Source organism: Burkholderia sp. SJZ089 (genome assembly GCF_007828315.1).
GTDB classification, from domain to species: domain Bacteria; phylum Pseudomonadota; class Gammaproteobacteria; order Burkholderiales; family Burkholderiaceae; genus Burkholderia; species Burkholderia gladioli.
On record NZ_VIUM01000007.1, the window covers coordinates 409,142 to 426,449 of the forward strand.

General features: G+C 65.4%; 17 protein-coding genes. 10 read left to right on the top strand and 7 right to left on the bottom strand.

The window, feature by feature from the left end:
• The first annotated feature begins 446 nt into the window (after positions 1-446).
• Positions 447-1,655, top strand: a complete 1,209-nt coding sequence (locus FB600_RS16185) for a DNA-binding protein (RefSeq protein ID WP_145756959.1) — start codon at positions 447-449, stop codon at positions 1,653-1,655.
• 59 nt (positions 1,656-1,714) lie between these two features.
• Here FB600_RS16185 and FB600_RS16190 read toward each other — a convergent pair whose 3' ends face one another.
• From FB600_RS16190 to FB600_RS16200, 3 genes are all read right to left on the bottom strand, one after another.
• Entirely contained in the window at positions 1,715-2,758 is a 1,044-nt protein-coding gene (locus tag FB600_RS16190; RefSeq protein ID WP_145756958.1) for a tyrosine-type recombinase/integrase, read from the bottom strand.
• 160 nt (positions 2,759-2,918) lie between these two features.
• Positions 2,919-3,305, bottom strand: coding sequence for a DUF2471 family protein (locus tag FB600_RS16195; protein WP_013688821.1), 387 nt, complete (start codon positions 3,303-3,305; stop codon positions 2,919-2,921).
• 82 nt (positions 3,306-3,387) lie between these two features.
• On the bottom strand, positions 3,388-4,002 hold the full coding sequence (locus FB600_RS16200) for a helix-turn-helix domain-containing protein (RefSeq protein ID WP_047839726.1): 615 nt from the start codon (positions 4,000-4,002) through the stop codon (positions 3,388-3,390).
• A 161-nt stretch (positions 4,003-4,163) separates the two neighbouring features.
• Here FB600_RS16200 and FB600_RS16205 point away from each other — a divergent pair, with 161 nt between their 5' ends.
• Entirely contained in the window at positions 4,164-5,363 is a 1,200-nt protein-coding gene (locus tag FB600_RS16205; RefSeq protein ID WP_096752144.1) for a glycine C-acetyltransferase, read from the top strand.
• A gap of 12 nt (positions 5,364-5,375) precedes the next feature.
• Positions 5,376-6,404, top strand: a complete 1,029-nt coding sequence (gene tdh, locus FB600_RS16210; protein ID WP_013688824.1) for an L-threonine 3-dehydrogenase — start codon at positions 5,376-5,378, stop codon at positions 6,402-6,404.
• A gap of 130 nt (positions 6,405-6,534) precedes the next feature.
• On the opposite strand, the gene FB600_RS16215 is transcribed toward tdh, so the two are convergent.
• Both FB600_RS16215 and FB600_RS16220 read right to left on the bottom strand, forming a co-directional pair.
• On the bottom strand, positions 6,535-7,161 hold the full coding sequence (locus tag FB600_RS16215) for a GNAT family N-acetyltransferase (RefSeq protein WP_145756957.1): 627 nt from the start codon (positions 7,159-7,161) through the stop codon (positions 6,535-6,537).
• A 115-nt stretch (positions 7,162-7,276) separates the two neighbouring features.
• Positions 7,277-7,948, bottom strand: a complete 672-nt coding sequence (locus tag FB600_RS16220) for a YceI family protein (protein WP_013688826.1) — start codon at positions 7,946-7,948, stop codon at positions 7,277-7,279.
• 82 nt (positions 7,949-8,030) lie between these two features.
• Between FB600_RS16220 and FB600_RS16225 the strand changes: the two genes are divergently transcribed.
• Complete coding sequence (locus FB600_RS16225) at positions 8,031-8,672, top strand: TetR/AcrR family transcriptional regulator (protein ID WP_042285908.1); 642 nt, start codon at positions 8,031-8,033, stop codon at positions 8,670-8,672.
• A 132-nt stretch (positions 8,673-8,804) separates the two neighbouring features.
• Complete coding sequence (locus tag FB600_RS16230; protein WP_145756956.1) at positions 8,805-9,284, top strand: DUF1348 family protein; 480 nt, start codon at positions 8,805-8,807, stop codon at positions 9,282-9,284.
• A 546-nt stretch (positions 9,285-9,830) separates the two neighbouring features.
• On the opposite strand, the gene FB600_RS16235 is transcribed toward FB600_RS16230, so the two are convergent.
• Entirely contained in the window at positions 9,831-10,916 is a 1,086-nt protein-coding gene (locus tag FB600_RS16235) for a tartrate dehydrogenase (RefSeq protein ID WP_098151446.1), read from the bottom strand.
• A gap of 155 nt (positions 10,917-11,071) precedes the next feature.
• Here FB600_RS16235 and FB600_RS16240 point away from each other — a divergent pair, with 155 nt between their 5' ends.
• Together FB600_RS16240 and FB600_RS16245 are read left to right on the top strand one after the other, a co-directional pair.
• Positions 11,072-11,980 carry a LysR substrate-binding domain-containing protein gene (locus tag FB600_RS16240; RefSeq protein WP_013688830.1) on the top strand — a complete coding sequence of 303 codons (909 nt, stop codon included), beginning with the start codon at positions 11,072-11,074 and terminating at the stop codon, positions 11,978-11,980.
• Between the two features lie 92 nt (positions 11,981-12,072).
• Positions 12,073-12,750: a methyltransferase family protein gene (locus FB600_RS16245; RefSeq protein WP_047839721.1), complete on the top strand. Its 678-nt coding sequence runs from the start codon at positions 12,073-12,075 to the stop codon at positions 12,748-12,750.
• Between the two features lie 95 nt (positions 12,751-12,845).
• Here the strand turns inward: FB600_RS16245 and FB600_RS16250 are convergent, their stop codons facing one another.
• Positions 12,846-13,556, bottom strand: a complete 711-nt coding sequence (locus FB600_RS16250) for a FadR/GntR family transcriptional regulator (RefSeq protein ID WP_013688832.1) — start codon at positions 13,554-13,556, stop codon at positions 12,846-12,848.
• A 508-nt stretch (positions 13,557-14,064) separates the two neighbouring features.
• On the opposite strand from FB600_RS16250, the gene FB600_RS16255 reads away from it, so the two are divergent.
• The 3 genes from FB600_RS16255 to FB600_RS16265 form a co-directional block, all read left to right on the top strand.
• Entirely contained in the window at positions 14,065-15,399 is a 1,335-nt protein-coding gene (locus FB600_RS16255) for an MFS transporter (RefSeq protein ID WP_096752148.1), read from the top strand.
• A gap of 106 nt (positions 15,400-15,505) precedes the next feature.
• Positions 15,506-16,855 carry a glucarate dehydratase gene (gene gudD, locus FB600_RS16260; protein WP_096752149.1) on the top strand — a complete coding sequence of 450 codons (1,350 nt, stop codon included), beginning with the start codon at positions 15,506-15,508 and terminating at the stop codon, positions 16,853-16,855.
• Between the two features lie 76 nt (positions 16,856-16,931).
• A partial coding sequence (locus FB600_RS16265; RefSeq protein ID WP_186467860.1) for a dihydrodipicolinate synthase family protein occupies positions 16,932-17,308 on the top strand: 377 nt, incomplete at its 3' end.

A 17,308-nucleotide genomic window follows, 5' to 3' on the forward strand; every position in this document is an offset into this window, starting at 1 on the left:
ACGCTCGCCCCCGAACCCCATCACTTCATGTCCCGCAAAAGATCACCATGATTCCCGTAAAGCTTCACCTTGTCGGCCGGAATCCCTTACCCAGTAAGGCTGTGCGGTGGCGTTAACGTTTTTAACAAGGGTTTCAAGGGTGTTTACTTCTATTACTCTCTACGAGCACCCGTGAGCTCCCTGAAACATCGCTTCTCTCCACCTTCCTTCGGTGTGAAACATCCCCAGATATTTGAGAAGCAGATGTTTAGTCTACAAAAACAATGCCTTAGCTAAGATTCTTCGCTTTGTTTCACGGAATTTTGGAGAGAGGGTCAGCCAGCAGCGACTGTGGAAGACCTCAACAGCACAGACGACAAGAAGCTGTGGTGTTTCCATCAAAAACGTATCAAAAAATACGTATTCCATTATGATCGCTACGTATTGACCGATACTCTCTCGTTCCGATGACTCTCGACGACATCCGCCAGACGATCCGTGCCGAACTCGATGTGATGCGCACAGGCGGCGCACGCCGGCAGGATCTTTCGCTTCACGCCTGCAAACGCCTGTTTTTCGACCTGGGCATTCGGCCCTCCGCAGCCAATGTGCGCGACCTGACCCAAACCGGTAGCGCCGGCGATATCCCCAAGGACATCGATTTCTTCTGGGAGCGGATTCGCTCCGCCTCGAAAGTGCGGCTCGACGGTAGCAATTTGCCGAAATCCTTGGAAAACAAGGCCGGTGAACTGCTCGGCGCGCTATATGAAGAAGCGCAGAAGGAAGCGCGGATCGCGCTGGAAGCCGAGCGGCAGGAAGCCAGCGACGAAATTGCCGCGGCGGCCCAGCGGGTTCGCGAGGCGCAAGTTCGCCACGAAACGCTCGAGCTCGCCCTTGCGCGTAGCGAGAACCGTGCGGAGCAATTGCAGGCGAAGCTCACCGAAGCGGAAATCCGCTTGGCAACCGCGTCGATGCACGGCGCGGCGCACCAGGATTCCCTGCAGGTGCTGACTCAGCGGCTCGAAAACGAAAACGAGCTGTTGAACAAGCGTTTGGAAGGAGAACAGCAGCAGAATGCGTCGCTGAGAGAAAGAATCGACGCCTTGCACGTCGAATCGCGTCAAAACACGGAACATTACGCCCAGCAGATCAAGGATGCAGTAGCCGAAGCCGAGCGCCGTGTGAAGCCGATGCTGGTAGAGCTCGATTCGCTGCGCAGCATGGCCGGCACTTATCAAGCGGGTCTGCGCGACGTCAACCGAAAAGAATTCGAGTTTTTACAACAACTTAGCGCCGCCAAGGCGCGCGCCGACCGACTCGACGAGCAACTGCGCGAACAAGGCGACGAGTTGACGGCCGCGACGCGGGAAATCGAGACATTGCGTCAGGCACAGGGCGTCCCATCCGGAATTGCCGCGTTGCTGCGACGCCTGGCCGATGCCGGGCTGCTCGACGCGGCGGCTTTCGAGGCGATCGGATCGTCGATCGATGCGCACGTGAATTTGCCGCCGCGCTGCCCGAAGTGCGAGGAAGGCGAGCCGGAACTGTCGCACGACCAGGAGGGCTTCGAATTGCTGTGCCCGGAATGCGAACACGCTTCCGGCCACTGTGCCTCGCGCTTCGAGGCGGTCACACAGTTCAACCGGATCGGCAGCTCGAGCGGCTCGCTGTGGTAAAGGTGAGGAAAATCGGGAGCCGAATAGTGAGGGCATTCAGGAGCTGATCGCTCACGGAATCAGACCAGACGCGGGTTTTCGGCCGAGCTCGCATCCGCTTCCTGGTCCCCAATTGCGGTTTTTTCGAGATTGTCGCGCCAAGTTCGCCAAGCTCGGTGCAAGCGATTCGCCGAAACCGGCTGCATGAAGCCGAGCCAATGGCCGACGCGCTCGGGCGCGACACCGTTTTCGAACAGTTCGGCCGCGAAAGTATTGCGCAGCGTTTGCGGGCTGGCACGTTCAGTTCTCGAGTTGGCGATGTTGGCGGCTTCGACAATGGCATCGACCGCGCGCAGCATGGTGGCCTTGTGCATCGGCCGGCCGGTCAGCGAGGAAGGAAAGACCAGGTCGCCAGGAATATCGCAGCGCCGCCGTTCGGCAAGCCAGGCGTCGAATAGCGCAATCGCGAACGAGGCAAGATGCGTTTCGCGCTCGAAGGCCGGATGCGTGGAGGGCAGGCGCACCGCGGGCTCACCGGGTTTGACGCAACTAATCGTCAATATGCGCGCTTCCCCCGTTTTCAATCCGCCTCCAAGAAAGGCCGCCACCAGCGCGCGATCGCGCCGTTCCTTCCAATGCGACATGCCGGCCGCCGGCAGCGGCGAGAACAGATAGGCGAGCAGGGCCGCGCGTTCGGACGGCGAGAGGAAACTGGTAGGTTCATTGTCGCGTGCGCGGCGCCATAATGCTTCGCCATCCTGAGCAATGAAGCGGGCCGGGTTGGTCGAACCGAATTCATTGCGACGTACATGGTCGAGCACCCGCTCGATGAGCCGCAAATAACGGACCCGTTGCGTTTTCTTGATCGGCAGCTCGCCGACGAAATTGGCGATCGATTGGGTGTCGACCGTGGCCAGCGTCTGTTGCCGTTCGCCGAGCCAGGTCAGGAACGCGCCCCATTGCGCGCGATAGACGTCGGCCGACGAACGGCGAAAGTCTTGCGTTGCCAACCATGCGTCGAACGACGCGTCCGGTTGGGCGACCCAGTCCGCCTCGGTGCCGTCGAACAGATCGGGTTCGGTGGCCACCAGCGTCCCGGCAGTCGAGGGACTTGGAAGAGACATGTCTATAAATCCGTTAGTTGCTCAATGAGCGTAGTGCACCGCGCCAGGAATTGCCAGCCATCCATGGGTGGCTGATCGCCTGCCGCTCCGGCGCTTCGCGTCTGGCGAGACGGAACCGGCGCAGAACGCGGTGGGCAATGGCAATGGGTGCCGGGACGCTTCAGCCGCCCCAGATGCGCACGCGCCGCGGACGCGAACTCGGCACCGGCTCGGCGGGACCGAGCTTCGGCTGCCGCGAGGCGGCCTCATAGGCCGAGACGGCATACGACAGCACCGCCGGCAGCGCATTGGACTGCGCAACGTCGATTGGATCGTCTGTTTCGGGGAATTCGAAATCCGCGGGCCTTTCGAACAGGCTGCGGATGAAGGGATCGTGCCGGGCGGCGAAGCCGAGATCGGCCATCGCCTCGGCCTCGATCGCCTGCAGCAGCCGCCACGTCAGCGGTACCCGCTGACGGATGTAGCGCGCGGCAATGTGGCGGACGATCATCTCCATGTCTTGCGCCGCAGCCTTGAAGCTGAGCGCGGCCAGGTCCTGTTCGGTCATAGCGGGCTCCTCGTGAGCCAACACTGTACAAATATACAGTGAATTGCGCAACTGCCGGATACGACAGGCCGGACGCGGGATTTCAGCGATGGATCACGATCAGCAGCGCCTTGGCCTCGCCGCGGCCGAGGTTGCGGATCGCGTGCGGCGCATCGGCCGCGTAGCGCGCGGTCTCGCCCGTCTTCAAGCGACGCGAACTGCTGCCGGCCTCGATCTCGATCGAACCGGCCAACACGGTCAGGTGCTCGCGCGTGCCGGGCTCGTGGGCATTCGACACCAGCGCGCCATTGGCCGGCAGGGACAGTTCATACCATTCGAAGCGGCCGGCCAGTTCGATCGGGCCCCAGACGCGCAACTGATATTGATTGTCATGGCCGGACAGCGTCGGGATGTCGTGCAGGCCGTCGACCCGGATCGTCTCCGGCGATTTCGGCTGCGCGAACAGCTCGTCGAGGCTGATGCCGAGCGCATTGGTCAGGCGCCAGGCCACCGCGATGGTCGGGTTGGCCTTGTCGCGCTCGATTTCCGAAAGCATCGATTTCGACACGCCGGCAGCGCGCGACAGGTCGTCGAGCGTGAGCTTGCGTTCGTTGCGCAGCCGCTGGATGGTCTCGCCGACGCGCGGCGGGATGCTCGCATCGCCCGCCGGCGGCGAGGCGGAAGCCGCGGCGCGGCGCGTGCCGGAAGAACTTGCCATTTGATATCGGTTCGCTTAGAGTCGTTCGATATCTCGAACTTGTGTTCGAAATACAGGAAAAATACGATAAACCCAACGGGCGACTATAACAGTAGCAGGCCGCGCGGCCGCCGCCACGAGCGAGCCGCCCGCGCGCCCCCAGCCCACTCAGGAGCAGACAGATGCGTGATGCCTTCCTCGCCCATGTGCGCGGAACCCTCGACCAGATCCGCGCCGACGGTTTCTACAAGACCGAGCGCGAGATCGCGAGCCCCCAGGCCGCGGACGTGAAGCTGGCCGACGGCGCCGGCGTGCTGAATTTCTGCGCGAACAACTATCTCGGCCTGGCCAACGATCGGCGCCTGGTGGCGGCCGCGGCGGCGGGCCTCGAGCGCGACGGCTTCGGGATGGCCTCGGTGCGTTTCATCTGCGGCACGCAGACGGTGCACAAGCAGCTCGAGGCGGCGCTGTCGCGCTTCCTCGGCACCGACGACACGATCCTCTATTCGAGCTGCTTCGACGCGAACGGCGGCCTGTTCGAGACGCTGCTCGGCGAAGAGGACGCGATCATCAGCGATGAACTGAACCACGCCAGCATCATCGACGGCGTGCGCCTGTCCAAGGCCAAGCGCTTCCGCTACAAGAACAACGACATGCAGGATCTCGAGGCGAAGCTGCGCGAGGCCGACGCGGCCGGCGCGCGTTTCAAGCTGATCGCGACCGACGGCGTGTTCTCGATGGACGGCATCATCGCCGACCTGAAAGGCGTCTGCGACCTGGCCGACCGTTACGGCGCGCTGGTGATGGTCGACGATTCGCACGCGGTCGGCTTCATCGGCGAACATGGTCGCGGCACGCCCGAGCATTGCGGCGTGGCCGATCGGGTCGACATCATCACCGGCACGCTCGGCAAGGCGCTGGGTGGTGCATCGGGCGGTTATGTGTCGGCACGCAAGGAGATCGTCGAGCTGCTGCGCCAGCGTTCGCGTCCCTACCTGTTCTCGAACACGCTCGCGCCGAGCATCGCCGAGGCCTCGCTGGCCGTGCTCGAACTGCTCGCCAGCGACGAGGGCGCGCGCCTGCGCCGCCGCGTGCGCGAGAACGGCGCGCATTTCCGCCGCCGCATGAGCGAGGCCGGCTTTACCCTGGTGCCGGGCGAGCATCCGATCATCCCGGTGATGCTCGGCGATGCGCAGGTCGCAACCAGGATGGCCGATGCGCTGCTGGCCGAAGGCGTCTACGTGATCGGCTTCTCGTTCCCGGTGGTGCCGCGCGGCCGTGCGCGGATCCGCACGCAGATGAGCGCGGCTCACACGCCCGAGCAGATCGATCGTGCCGTCGACGCCTTCGTGCGGGTCGGCAAGTCGCTGGGCGTGATCTGAGGAGAAGCGGAGATGAAAGCGCTGGCGAAACTCGAACGCGGCCCCGGCCTGCGGATGACCGACGTGAAGCGGCCCGAGGTCGGGCATAACGACGTGCTGATCAAGATTCGCCGCACGGCGATCTGCGGCACCGACATCCATATCTGGAAGTGGGACGACTGGGCGCAGAAGACGATTCCGGTGCCGATGCATGTCGGCCACGAATACGTCGGCGAGATCGTCGAGATGGGGCAGGAAGTGCGCGGCTTCGCGATCGGCGACCGCGTATCCGGCGAAGGCCACATCACCTGCGGGTTCTGCCGCAATTGCCGGGCGGGGCGGCGGCATCTGTGCCGCAATACTGTCGGCGTCGGCGTGAATCGCGAGGGGGCCTTCGCCGAGTACCTGGCGATCCCGGCCTTCAACGCCTTCAAGATCCCGCCCGAGATCTCCGACGACCTGGCCGCGATCTTCGATCCGTTCGGCAATGCCACGCACACGGCGCTGTCCTTCAACCTGGTCGGCGAGGACGTGCTGATCACGGGCGCCGGGCCGATCGGCATCATGGCCGTGGCGATCGCGAAACATGTGGGCGCACGCAACGTGGTGATCACCGACGTCAACGATTACCGGCTCGGCCTCGCGCGCAAGATGGGCGCGACGCGTGCCGTGAACGTCGCGCGCGAATCGCTGCGCGACGTGATGCACGAACTGCACATGACCGAAGGTTTCGACGTCGGCCTGGAGATGTCGGGCGTGCCGAGCGCGTTCACCAGCCTGCTCGATGCGATGAACCACGGCGGCAAGGTCGCGCTGCTCGGCATTCCGCCGGCGCAGACGGCGATCGACTGGAACCAGGTGATCTTCAAGGGGCTCGAGATCAAGGGCATCTATGGCCGCGAGATGTTCGAAACCTGGTACAAGATGGTGGCGATGCTGCAAAGCGGGCTCGACCTCTCGCCGATCCTCACCCATCGTTATGCCGTCGACGACTATGAAGCGGCGTTCGCGGCGATGCTCTCCGGCGAGAGCGGCAAGGTGATCCTCGACTGGACCGTCTGAGGCAGGCGCGACGCAAGCCTGCACGATGCGATGCCGGTGTCTGGCGCGACAGCGCCGGCGCCGGCATTTTTCATTGGCGGCCGCGAAGCGCTTTTATTCAGTGATCCATATCGAAGGCGAGAAGCCGACCTCAGCCGCGGCGGCTGCAGGATGACAGCGTGACGATGCGCGGCCCCGTCTCGGGCAGGCTGACCGGCTGGGCGGTCGAGCGGCACAGGATCGCGCTGTCGTAGCCGCGGCCGGCGAAGCGGACCACGTCGGCGATCTCGAAGCCGAGGCTGCGGTAGAAGGCCAGCAGGTGCGTGGCGGGATAGGGCGTGTCGAGCGCGAGCCGGGCATAACCGCGCGAGGCGGCCCAGCGCACCGCGAACGCGACCAGCGCGCGGCCCACGCCGCGGCTTTGCCAGATCGGATCGACGCCGAACTGCCGCAAGCTGGCGACGTCGCGGCAACGATAGAGATGGTTCGTGCCGGCGTGGTCGCGCTCGTGCAGCGTCATGGTCGCAATCACATGGCCATGGCAGGTCGCGACGAAGCAGGTGCCGGCCAGCGAGCGCTGGCGCGTCGCCGAGACGGGCTGGTCAACGCACGGACAGTTCAGTCCCATCGCACCGAGCCGGCCGAAGGCGCGATGCAGCAGGACCGTCAGCGTCTCGTAATCGTCGCGCGCCGGATCGAACGGCCGGAGCACGATGCGATCGTACGGCTTCGGCACATAGCCGGTGTTCGGAACGGGGGCGAGACGAGGTGTCGACATGGCGTTTCCTGAACCTGATTCGGTTGTCCGAAGTGTAGGAACGGCCGCTGGCGACGATCAAGAAAAAATGTCGTAAACGCCGGCCGGCGCGGGCGCGCCGCGCCGGCTCCAAGGCTTACTGGGCGGGGCTTGCCGCGCCGTCGCCGCCGGCTGGCGGCATTTCGAACTCGGCTTCGATCCGCACCCGCACGTCGTCGCCGACAGCCGGGTACCAGGTCGGGATGTCGAAGGCCGCGCGGCTGAAGCTGCCGCTGGCCGAGAAGCCGACGGTCGGCTGCTTGGTGAGCGGGTTGCGGCCGTAGCCGTTGAAGGTGACCGCCAGCGTGATCGGCTTGGTGGTGCCGCGGATCGTCAGGTTGCCGGCCAGCTTGCCGGTGTTCTCGCCGGTCGGCGTCCAGCCGGTGCTGTCGAAGCGGATCGAGGGATAGCGCGCGGCGTCGAGCGCGTCGCTGCCGGTCACCATGCGATCGAGAATCGGCACGTTGGTGTCGAGGCTGGACGCGTCGATGGTCGCGCTGACCTGGCTCATGGCCGGGCCGCCGGCGCGCCAGTCGAGCACCGCGCTGGCCTTGTCGAAGCGCATCGTGAAGCGCGAGTAGCCGAAGTGCGAGACGTCGAACGAGACGCTCCAGTGATGCGGATCGAGCGTGTAGCGCCCGACCGGCACCTTCTCGGTGGCCGTCGAGACGTGATGCGTGACCACCGCCACGGGCGTGCAGGCGGTTGCCAGCGCCAGTCCCAGGCCGCCGATGAGGGCGCGCCATCGCGCGCCGGATTGCCAAGCCATGACCGTCTCCTGTTGTGTCCGGGCACGATAGCGCAGGCAAGCTCGCTTGACAAAGGAGAATGATCGTTCTACCTTATGCGCCATGAACGAGAGCAAGCGAAGAAACTCAGCAGTTCCTCAAGAACCCGAGCCGGCGGCGGGCAATGCGCGCTTGCGCCTGCTCGAGGCCGCGGAGGAACTCGTTTATGCGGGCGGTATTCATGCCACCGGCGTCGACGCGATCGTCAAGCGCTCGGGTGCCGCGCGCAAGAGCTTTTATACGCACTTCGAATCGAAGGAAGCCTTGGTAACGGCGGCCTTGGCGCGGCGCGACGATCGCTGGATGGCGTGGTTCATCGACGGTACGCGCGAGCGGGGCAAGACGCCTCGTGCCCGGCTGCTGGCGATGTTCGATGTCTTGCGCGAATGGTTCGAGCGGCCCGATTTTCACGGCTGCGCCTTCCTCAACGCGGCGGGCGAGATCGGCGACGTGCATGATCCGATCCGCGGCGTGGCGCGTTATCACAAGGAGCGGTTGCTGGCCTTCGTGCGCGAGGAGTGCGATGCCTTGGCCGATGCCGACGGCATCGATCGCAGGAACGCGGCGCGCCTGTCGCGTCAGTGGCTGGTGCTGATCGACGGCGCGATCGGCGTGGCGCTGGTCAGCGGCGATGCCTCGGCATCGCGCGATGCGCGCTCGGCCGGCGAGGTACTGCTGGCAGCCTTCGAGGCCCGCGCCGACTGAGCAACACCCAGGCGCCGCACGGTTTGCATGCGGCGCGACGAGATGACCGCCTTCGCGCGAGTGCGCGAAGGCTTGTTTGCAGTCCTGAGAAACTTGCAGTCCCCAACGACCTACGCAGCCAGGAGAAACACCATGTCCGAAGTCAGCGAAATCCGTCCGCCGCTCCCGCCGTTCACGCGCGAGACCGCCATCCAGAAGGTGCGTGCCGCCGAGGACGGCTGGAACACGCGCGATCCGCAACGCGTGTCGCTCGCATACACGCGCGACAGCAAGTGGCGCAACCGCGCCGAGTTCGTCACCGGTCGCGAGGCGATCGTCGGCCTGCTGACGCGCAAGTGGGCGCGCGAGCTCGACTATCGCCTGATCAAGGAGCTGTGGGCCTTCGACGGCAACCGTATCGCCGTGCGCTTCGCCTACGAATGGCATGACGATGCCGGCAACTGGTTCCGCTCCTACGGCAACGAGAATTGGGAGTTCGACGAGAACGGCCTGATGGCGCGTCGCTACGCGTGCATCAACGACCTGCCGATTCGCGAGCAGGATCGCTTGTTCCACTGGCCGCTCGGCCGTCGTCCCGACGATCACGCGAGCCTGTCGGATCTCGGTCTGTAAGCCGATGTGAAACATGCGGGGCCATTCGGCGACGAGCCGGATGGCCCCGCCTTGCATGGCGCTCGCGATATCGCGCACGGTTCGAGAGAGGTGATGATGTCGCTCACCTTGTCGCGCGGAGTTCGCTTCGCGCGATTCCGCTTCGGTGCGCTGCGTGATGGCGCGGTTCATCACCGATCACAGCACACGTATCGATGAGCGGTGCCAATTCGATACATGCAGCGGCTCACCATCGAGCGCGCACACGATGTCGTTAATTTCGCGGCAATGGCTTCACAGTCAGGCGGCACGCCCTGTATCGATACCCTCAGCGCAACTAACGACCAACATCCGCATGACTTCACAGGTGCGCAGGGCGAGGCCGTCTCGCATCACCTTGCGTGCATGCAGGGTGAAATCGACTGTGCGGGATGCGCTTGAGGTGAGGAAATTCGGGAGGGGTCCCGCCGATAAGGTGAGGCTTTTCGGGATTCGGTGAACGGTGCGCGGTAGCTCGCACCGTTGGTCACCGATGAACCTTCACGAGCGGAAGGACAGGACGCGCGCTCAGCCGAGCAGTTGCGCGACTACGGCTTCGCCCACTTCCTGCGTGCTCGCCTTGCCGCCGAGATCGCCGGTGCGCGGCCCGTGCTTGAGCACGTGCTCGATCGCCGCGAGGATCGCGTCGTGCGCCTCGCGCTCGACGCCGGTGCCCTGACCGAGGAAGTCCACCATCATCGCCGCCGACCAGATCATCGCGATCGGATTGGCGATGTAGCGCCCGGCGATGTCGGGTGCCGAACCGTGCACGGGCTCGAACAGCGAGGGGAACTTGCGATCCGGGTTCAGGTTCGCCGAGGGCGCGATGCCGATCGTGCCGGTGCAGGCCGGGCCGAGATCCGACAGGATGTCGCCGAACAGGTTGGAGGCGACCACCACGTCGAAGCGATCGGGATTCAACACGAAGCGCGCGCAGAGGATGTCGATGTGCTGCTTGTCCCATTTCACCTCGGGATACTGCTGCGCGATCTCGGCCGCGCGCGCATCCCACCACGGCATGCTGATCGCGATGCCGTTGCTCTTGGTGGCCACGGTCAGCTCCTTGGCGCGGCTCTGGGCCAGGTCGAACGCGAACTTCATCACGCGCTCGGTGCCGGTGCGCGTGAACACCGCCTGCTGGACCACGAACTCGCGCTCGGTGCCCTCGAACATCGCGCCACCCACCGACGAGTATTCGCCCTCGGTGTTCTCGCGCACGATCATGAAGTCGATATCGCCTGCCTTGCGGTTGGCGAGCGGGCTCGGCACGCCGTCGAACAGACGCGCCGGGCGCAGGTTGACGTACTGGTCGAATTCACGACGGAACTTCAGCAGCGAGCCCCACAGCGAGATGTGGTCGGGCACCGTGTCGGGCCAGCCCACCGCGCCGAACAGCAGCGCATCCATGCCGGCGAGCTGGGCCTTCCAGTCGTCGGGCATCATCTGGCCATGCTGCGCGTAATAATCGCAGCTGGCCCAGTCGATATGGGTCGCCTCGAAACGGATGCCGAAGCGGCGCGTGACCGCATCGAGCGCCCGCATCCCTTCGGGCATCACCTCGCGGCCGATGCCGTCGCCGGGAATCACCGCAATCCTGTAGACCTTCTCGCTCATCGCCAGCGCCTCCTTGTTCTCGTGCCTGGGTCGCCCGGCGGCGCCGGGCTTCGAAAGTGCGGACCGATCGGTTCGGTCCTGCATCGCTTCCGAGCATTCTATTGATTCCGTCCGGGATTAGAATCTGAATCCGGTTAAACGACTTTCCACACATCGTGAATAAAGCGCCGAATCTCGACGACCTGCGCGTATTCAGCATCGTCGTGCGGGTGGCCAGCTTCAGCGCGGCGGCCGAGCAGCTCGGCGTCTCGCCGGCCTATGTCAGCAAGCGCGTCGCCCTGCTCGAGGGCCAGCTCGGCACGCGGCTGCTGCATCGCTCGACGCGCCGCGTGGCCGTCACCGATTCTGGCGAGCGCGTGTTGGCCTGGGCCGAGAAGATCCTCGACGACGTCGATCACCTGGTGGAGGACGTCTCCACCACGCGCACGGTGCCGCGCGGCACGCTGCGCATCTCGAGCAGCTTCGGCTTCGGTCGTCACGTGCTCGCGCCGGCGCTGCTCGATTTCAGCGAACGCTTTCCGCAGATCAATGTGCGGCTCGATCTGTTCGACCGGCTGGTGGACGTGGCCGGCGAGGGGTTCGACCTGGACGTGCGGATCGGCGATGAAATCGCCGAGCATCTGATCGCGAAACGGCTCGCGACCAACTATCGTGTGCTGTGTGCCTCCCCCGCGTATCTCGAACGACACGGCGCGCCGCGCCAGATCGCCGACCTCGGTTCGCACCAGTGCCTGGCGATCAAGGAGCGCGATCACCCGTTCGGCGTGTGGCGCCTGACGCAGCGTGGCGAGACGAGTTCGGTGAAGGTCGGCGGCGCGCTCTCGACCAATCACGGCGAGGTGGCCGTGCAATGGGCGCTGGCCGGCAAGGGCATCGTGCTGCGTTCGATCTGGGAAGCCGGGCCGCTGCTCGACAGCGGCGCGCTGAAGCGCGTGCTGCCCGACGTCACGCAGCCGGCCAATGTGTGGGCGGTCTATCCGGCGCGGCTGGCCGCGTCGGCGAAGGTGCGCGTGTGCGTCGACTTCCTGGCGGAGGCGTTCGCGCAATGGCGCGGGGCGGCGTGATCGGCCGCCGTGTCGCGCCAGGATGGTCGATTCGATTGCAATACGGCAGGTGATCCGACAAAACCAAGACACCTCACCGGAGGAGACACATCATGAGCCCCTTGGCCCGGCGCGTCGCGATCGCGCAGATGCAGTTCGTCATCGCGCTCGCGGTGATGTTCGTGGTGTCGTCCGACTCACCACGCTACTGGCAGGGCTGGCTCTACTGGGCCGTGTTCTCGCTCTGCACCTCGGCCACGGCAGCCTGGTTCACGCGGCGCGATCCGGCCTTGATCGAGCGGCGCATGCATGTCGGCGTGCGTGCCGAAACCTCGCCGCTGCAGAAAGCCGTGCTGGCCGTGGCCGGCCTCGGCAGCGCGGCGCTGGTGATCGGCGCCGGCCTGGAATGGCGCTTCACGCAGCCTCGCTTCGACCTGGCGATGGTGCTGGCGGGCAACGCGCTGCTGGTGCTCGGCTTCGCGATCTGCTTCGCGGTGCTGCGCGCGAATACCTTCGCCGCGAGCACGATCACGCTGGCCGAGAACCAGACCGTGATCTCGACCGGGCCCTACGCCTATGTGCGCCATCCCATGTACTCGGCCGCAATGGTGATGTTTTTCGGGAGCCCGCTGGCCTTGCAGTCCTGGAGTGCGCTGGGCTGTGCCGTGGTCCTCACCGCAGCGATCGTGGTGCGCCTGCTCGACGAGGAAAAATACCTGGAAGCCCGTCTGGCGGGCTATTCCGACTACTGCCGCACAGTGCGCCGGCGGCTCGTGCCGGGAATATGGTGAGTCGGCTCACCGTTGCGCGCGCACGCAAATCGATGCAAGGCGGTTAAAGGTGAGAGTTTTCGGGAGCAGGGAAAACAGGCTGCGCGCCTGTGTCTTCAGCCTTGCGAATGGCTCGTGTCGTGCGCGTGCTGCAGGCGCTCGCGGCTCTTGCTCAGGTGCACGCGCATCGCGGCGCGCGCGTCGTCGGGCTCCTGTCGCTCGATCGCGCGATAGATCCAGCGGTGCTCGTCGAGCACCTGGCGCAGCACGTCGATCTGGTCGAGCTCGGCCAGCTCGGCGCTGCCCAGGCGCGTGCGTGGGCTGACCGAACGGCCGAGCTGGCTCAGCACGTCGACGAAGTAGCGGTTGCCGCTGGCCTGCGCGATCTGCAGATGGAACTCGATGTCGTGCGCGAGCGTGTCGGTGCTGCCGCGCTGGAGCTCGGCCTCGAAGCGCTCGAGCGCGACCTGCATCAGCCGCAGGTTCTGCTCGGTGCGCCGCTTGGCGGCCAGCGCCGCCGACGCCGCCTCCACATCCATGCGGAATTCGAGCACGGCCATCGCGTCGAGCATGTTCGACAGGTCGGCGGTCGGCAGCTGCATGGTCGCGTCGTTGTGCGGCGCCAGCACGAAGGTGCCGACGCCATGACGCGTCTCGACGATGCGCGCGGCCTGCAGGCGCGAGATTGCCTCGCGGATCACCGAGCGGCTCACCGAGAGCTGCTTCATCATCGCGACCTCGGTCGGCAGCCGGTCGCCGGGCCGCAGGGCACCGCGACGGATTTCTTCGGACAGGGACGCGACGACCTTCTCGGACAGGCTGCTCATGAGTGCTTGCGGGGCGAGGAAAACGGTTCTGGAAAATTGGGGCGGATCATGGCCTTTTGTCGAGGTCATCCGATGTCCCGAATCCCGGCATCATAGCCGCAAACCCGGGGCGGACAAGCGGTTCGGGACAGATTTGGCGAGAGATACCGGGAAATCACGGAGCGATCACGGGTGTTCGGCGTTCACCAGATCCTGGTTCCAGGCAGCCGGAAATCATCAGACGACGCAATGACTCGTTATCGGACAAGGGCACCAATTTCTACGTAAAATCTCTGTTGTCTGACGTCCTAGCATGGCCATCTCGCAAGACTTGTCAAACTCGCGAAAGTCACATGTCTCAGGCTTCAATAATGGATATGAGGGACCCAGGGTAAACGCGGCTAATCGGCAAACAGGTTGTCCGACTACAATGTTGTCAGACAACGTATCACGCAAAATCGTGCAGAGCGATCGACGGGTGCTACGTGAGGCTCGTCCAGGCCGCCCGCGGCCGATACAGGAGACATCGTTGACAGCAGCTCTCGGCACGGCAGCGAACCCGCTCGATTCGGCGGTCGCCAAGGTGATGCGGCATGTGATGCCGTTGTTCCTGGTGATGTTCATCGCGAACTACATCGATCGCGTGAACATCGGTTTCGTCAATTCGCACATGCATGCCGACCTCGGCATCGGCGCGGCCGCCTACGGCTTCGGCAGCGGGCTGTTCTTCGTCGGCTACGCGCTGTTCGAGGTGCCCTCGAACGTGCTGATGCAGAAGTTCGGCGCGCGCGCCTGGCTGACGCGGATCATGGGCACCTGGGGCGTGGTCGCGGCGGCCATGGCCTTCGTCTGGAACGAGCAGTCGTTCTACGTGCTGCGCTTCCTGCTCGGCGTGGCCGAGGCGGGTTTCTTCCCCGGCGTGGTGTTCTACTTCACGCAGTGGCTGCCGCAATCGTCGCGCGGCAAGGCGGTGGCGATCTTCCTGGGCGGCTCGGCGTTCGCCTCGGTGCTGTCGGGGCCGATCACGGGCAGCCTGCTGTCGATCAGCGGCCTGGGCCTGAAGGGCTGGCAGTGGATGTTCCTGATCGAGGGCGGTTTCTCGATCCTGTTGTGCGGCGTGAGCTGGATGATGCTGAAGTCGCGCATCGACGACGCGCCCTGGCTGAGCAGCGCGGAAAAGCAGGCGCTGCACTCGACCATCGCGGCCGAGCAGGCCGAGCGCGATGCGCGCGGCAATGCGCATGTGCCGACCATGAAGCTGCTGCGCGATCCGCAGATCCTGTTGTTCTGCTTCCTGTATTTCGCGATCCAGCTGACGATCTACGCGGCCACCTTCTGGCTACCGACCATCATCCGCAAGATCGGCGGCCTGAGCGATTTCCAGGTCGGGCTGCTCAATGCGATTCCCTGGCTGATCGCGATGGTCGCGATGTACGGCTTCGCGATGGCCTCGGCGCGCTGGCGTCATCAGCGTGCCTGGATGGCCACCGCGCTGGTGATCGCGGCCTGCGGGCTGTTCGCGTCGACCACCAGCAACGCGCTGATGTCCTTCGTCGCGATCTGCTTCGCGGCGATCGGCTTCAAGGCGGCTTCGTCGCTGTTCTGGCCGATCCCGCAAGCTTATCTCGATGCGCGGGTCGCGGCGGGCGTGATCGCGCTGATCAACTCGCTCGGCAATCTCGGCGGCTTCTTCGCGCCGGCCGCCTTCGGCTACCTGCAGCAGCACACGGGCTCGATCAAGGGCGGCCTGTATGGCCTGGCGGCGGCCTCGCTGATCGCGGCCGCGGCGGGCTTCCTGGCGCGCAGCCGGCCTGCCGGCACGAGGCCCGACGGCGGTACGCTGTCGAGCAGCAGCCCGCACTGAAGTACGCGCATCGCGCATGAATGAGGCGGCGGCGCCCACGAGGTGCCGCCGGATTTTGCAAGCTTTCTCCAGCGCCGGATTCGGCGCCTTTTTCAGGTAACGCTCCATGTCCTCGAATTCCATCCAGGCAAACGCCACCCCTGTCGTGACCGAGCTGCGCGTCGTGCCGGTCGCCGGCCGCGACAGCATGCTGATGAACCTGAGCGGCGCGCACGGCCCGTTCTTCACGCGCAACGTCGTGATTCTGCGCGACAGCAGCGGCCACACCGGCGTGGGCGAAGTGCCGGGCGGCGAGGCGATCCGCAAGACCATCGACGATGCGCGCGGGATCGTGGTCGGCCAGTCGATCGGCAACCTGCAGGCGATGCTCAACCGCGTGCGCTCGACCTTCGCCGATCGCGACGCCGGCGGCCGCGGCCTGCAGACCTTCGACCTGCGCACCACCATCCACGCCGTCACGGCGCTGGAGGCGGCGCTGCTCGACCTGCTCGGCCAGCACCTGAACGTGCCGGTGGCGGCCCTGCTCGGCGAAGGCCAGCAGCGCGACGAGGTCGAGATGCTCGGCTACCTGTTCTACATCGGCGACCGCAACAAGACGGATCTGGCCTATGCCAGCGGCGCCGATGGTCGCGACGACTGGGAGCGCCTGCGCACCGAGGAGGCGATGACGCCCGAGGCGGTGGTGCGCCTGGCCGAGGCCGCACAGGCGCGCTACGGCTTCAACGACTTCAAGCTGAAGGGCGGCGTGCTGTCCGGCGACGAGGAGATCGAGGCCGCCAAGGCGCTGGCCGAGCGCTTCCCGCAAGCGCGCGTGACGCTGGACCCGAACGGCGCCTGGTCGCTCGCCGAGGCGGTGCGCCTGTGCCGCGACATGCACGGCGTGCTGGCCTATGCGGAAGATCCCTGCGGCGCCGAGAACGGTTATTCCGGCCGCGAGGTGATGGCCGAATTCCGCCGCGCCACGGGCCTGCCGACGGCCACCAACATGATCGCCACCGACTGGCGCCAGATGGGCCACGCGATCCAGCTGCAATCGGTCGACATCCCGCTGGCCGATCCGCACTTCTGGACCATGCAGGGCTCGGTGCGCGTCGCGCAGATGTGCAACGACTGGGGCCTGACCTGGGGCTCGCACTCGAACAATCACTTCGATATCTCGCTGGCGATGTTCACGCACGTGGCGGCCGCCGCGCCGGGCAAGATCACCGCGATCGACACCCACTGGATCTGGCAGGACGGCCAGTTCCTGACGCGCGATCCGCTGCAGATCGTCGGCGGCAAGGTGAAGGTGCCGGCCAGGCCGGGCCTGGGCATCGAGGTCGACATGGATGCGCTCGAACGCGCCAACGCGCTGTACGAGCAGCATGGCCTGGGCGCGCGCGACGACGGCATCGCGATGCAGTACCTGATCCCGAACTGGAAGTTCGACAACAAGCGCCCCTGCCTGGTGCGCTGAACTCGACATCGACACGACATTCAACGCGATCGGCCGGGCCGGCTCGATCGCCTCACGAACCGAACCAAGCACGCACATGACCACGCCTCAGGAACTCAAGCAGATCATCTCGGAAGGCCTGCTGTCCTTCCCCGTCACCGACTTCGACGCCGAGGGCAACTTCCGCCCGAGCACCTATGTCGAGCGCCTCGAATGGCTCGCCCCCTACGGCGCCTCGGCGCTGTTCGTGGCCGGCGGCACGGGCGAGTTCTTCTCGCTGACCCGCGACGACTATTCGAACGTGGTGCGTACCGCCGCCGAGACCTGCAAGGGCAAGGTACCGATCCTGGCCGGCGCGGGCGGCCCCACCCGCGTGGCCATCGAATACGCCAGGGAAGCCCAGCGCCTGGGCGCCAACGGCGTGCTGCTGATGCCGCATTACCTGACCGAAGCCTCGCAGGAAGGCATCGCCGA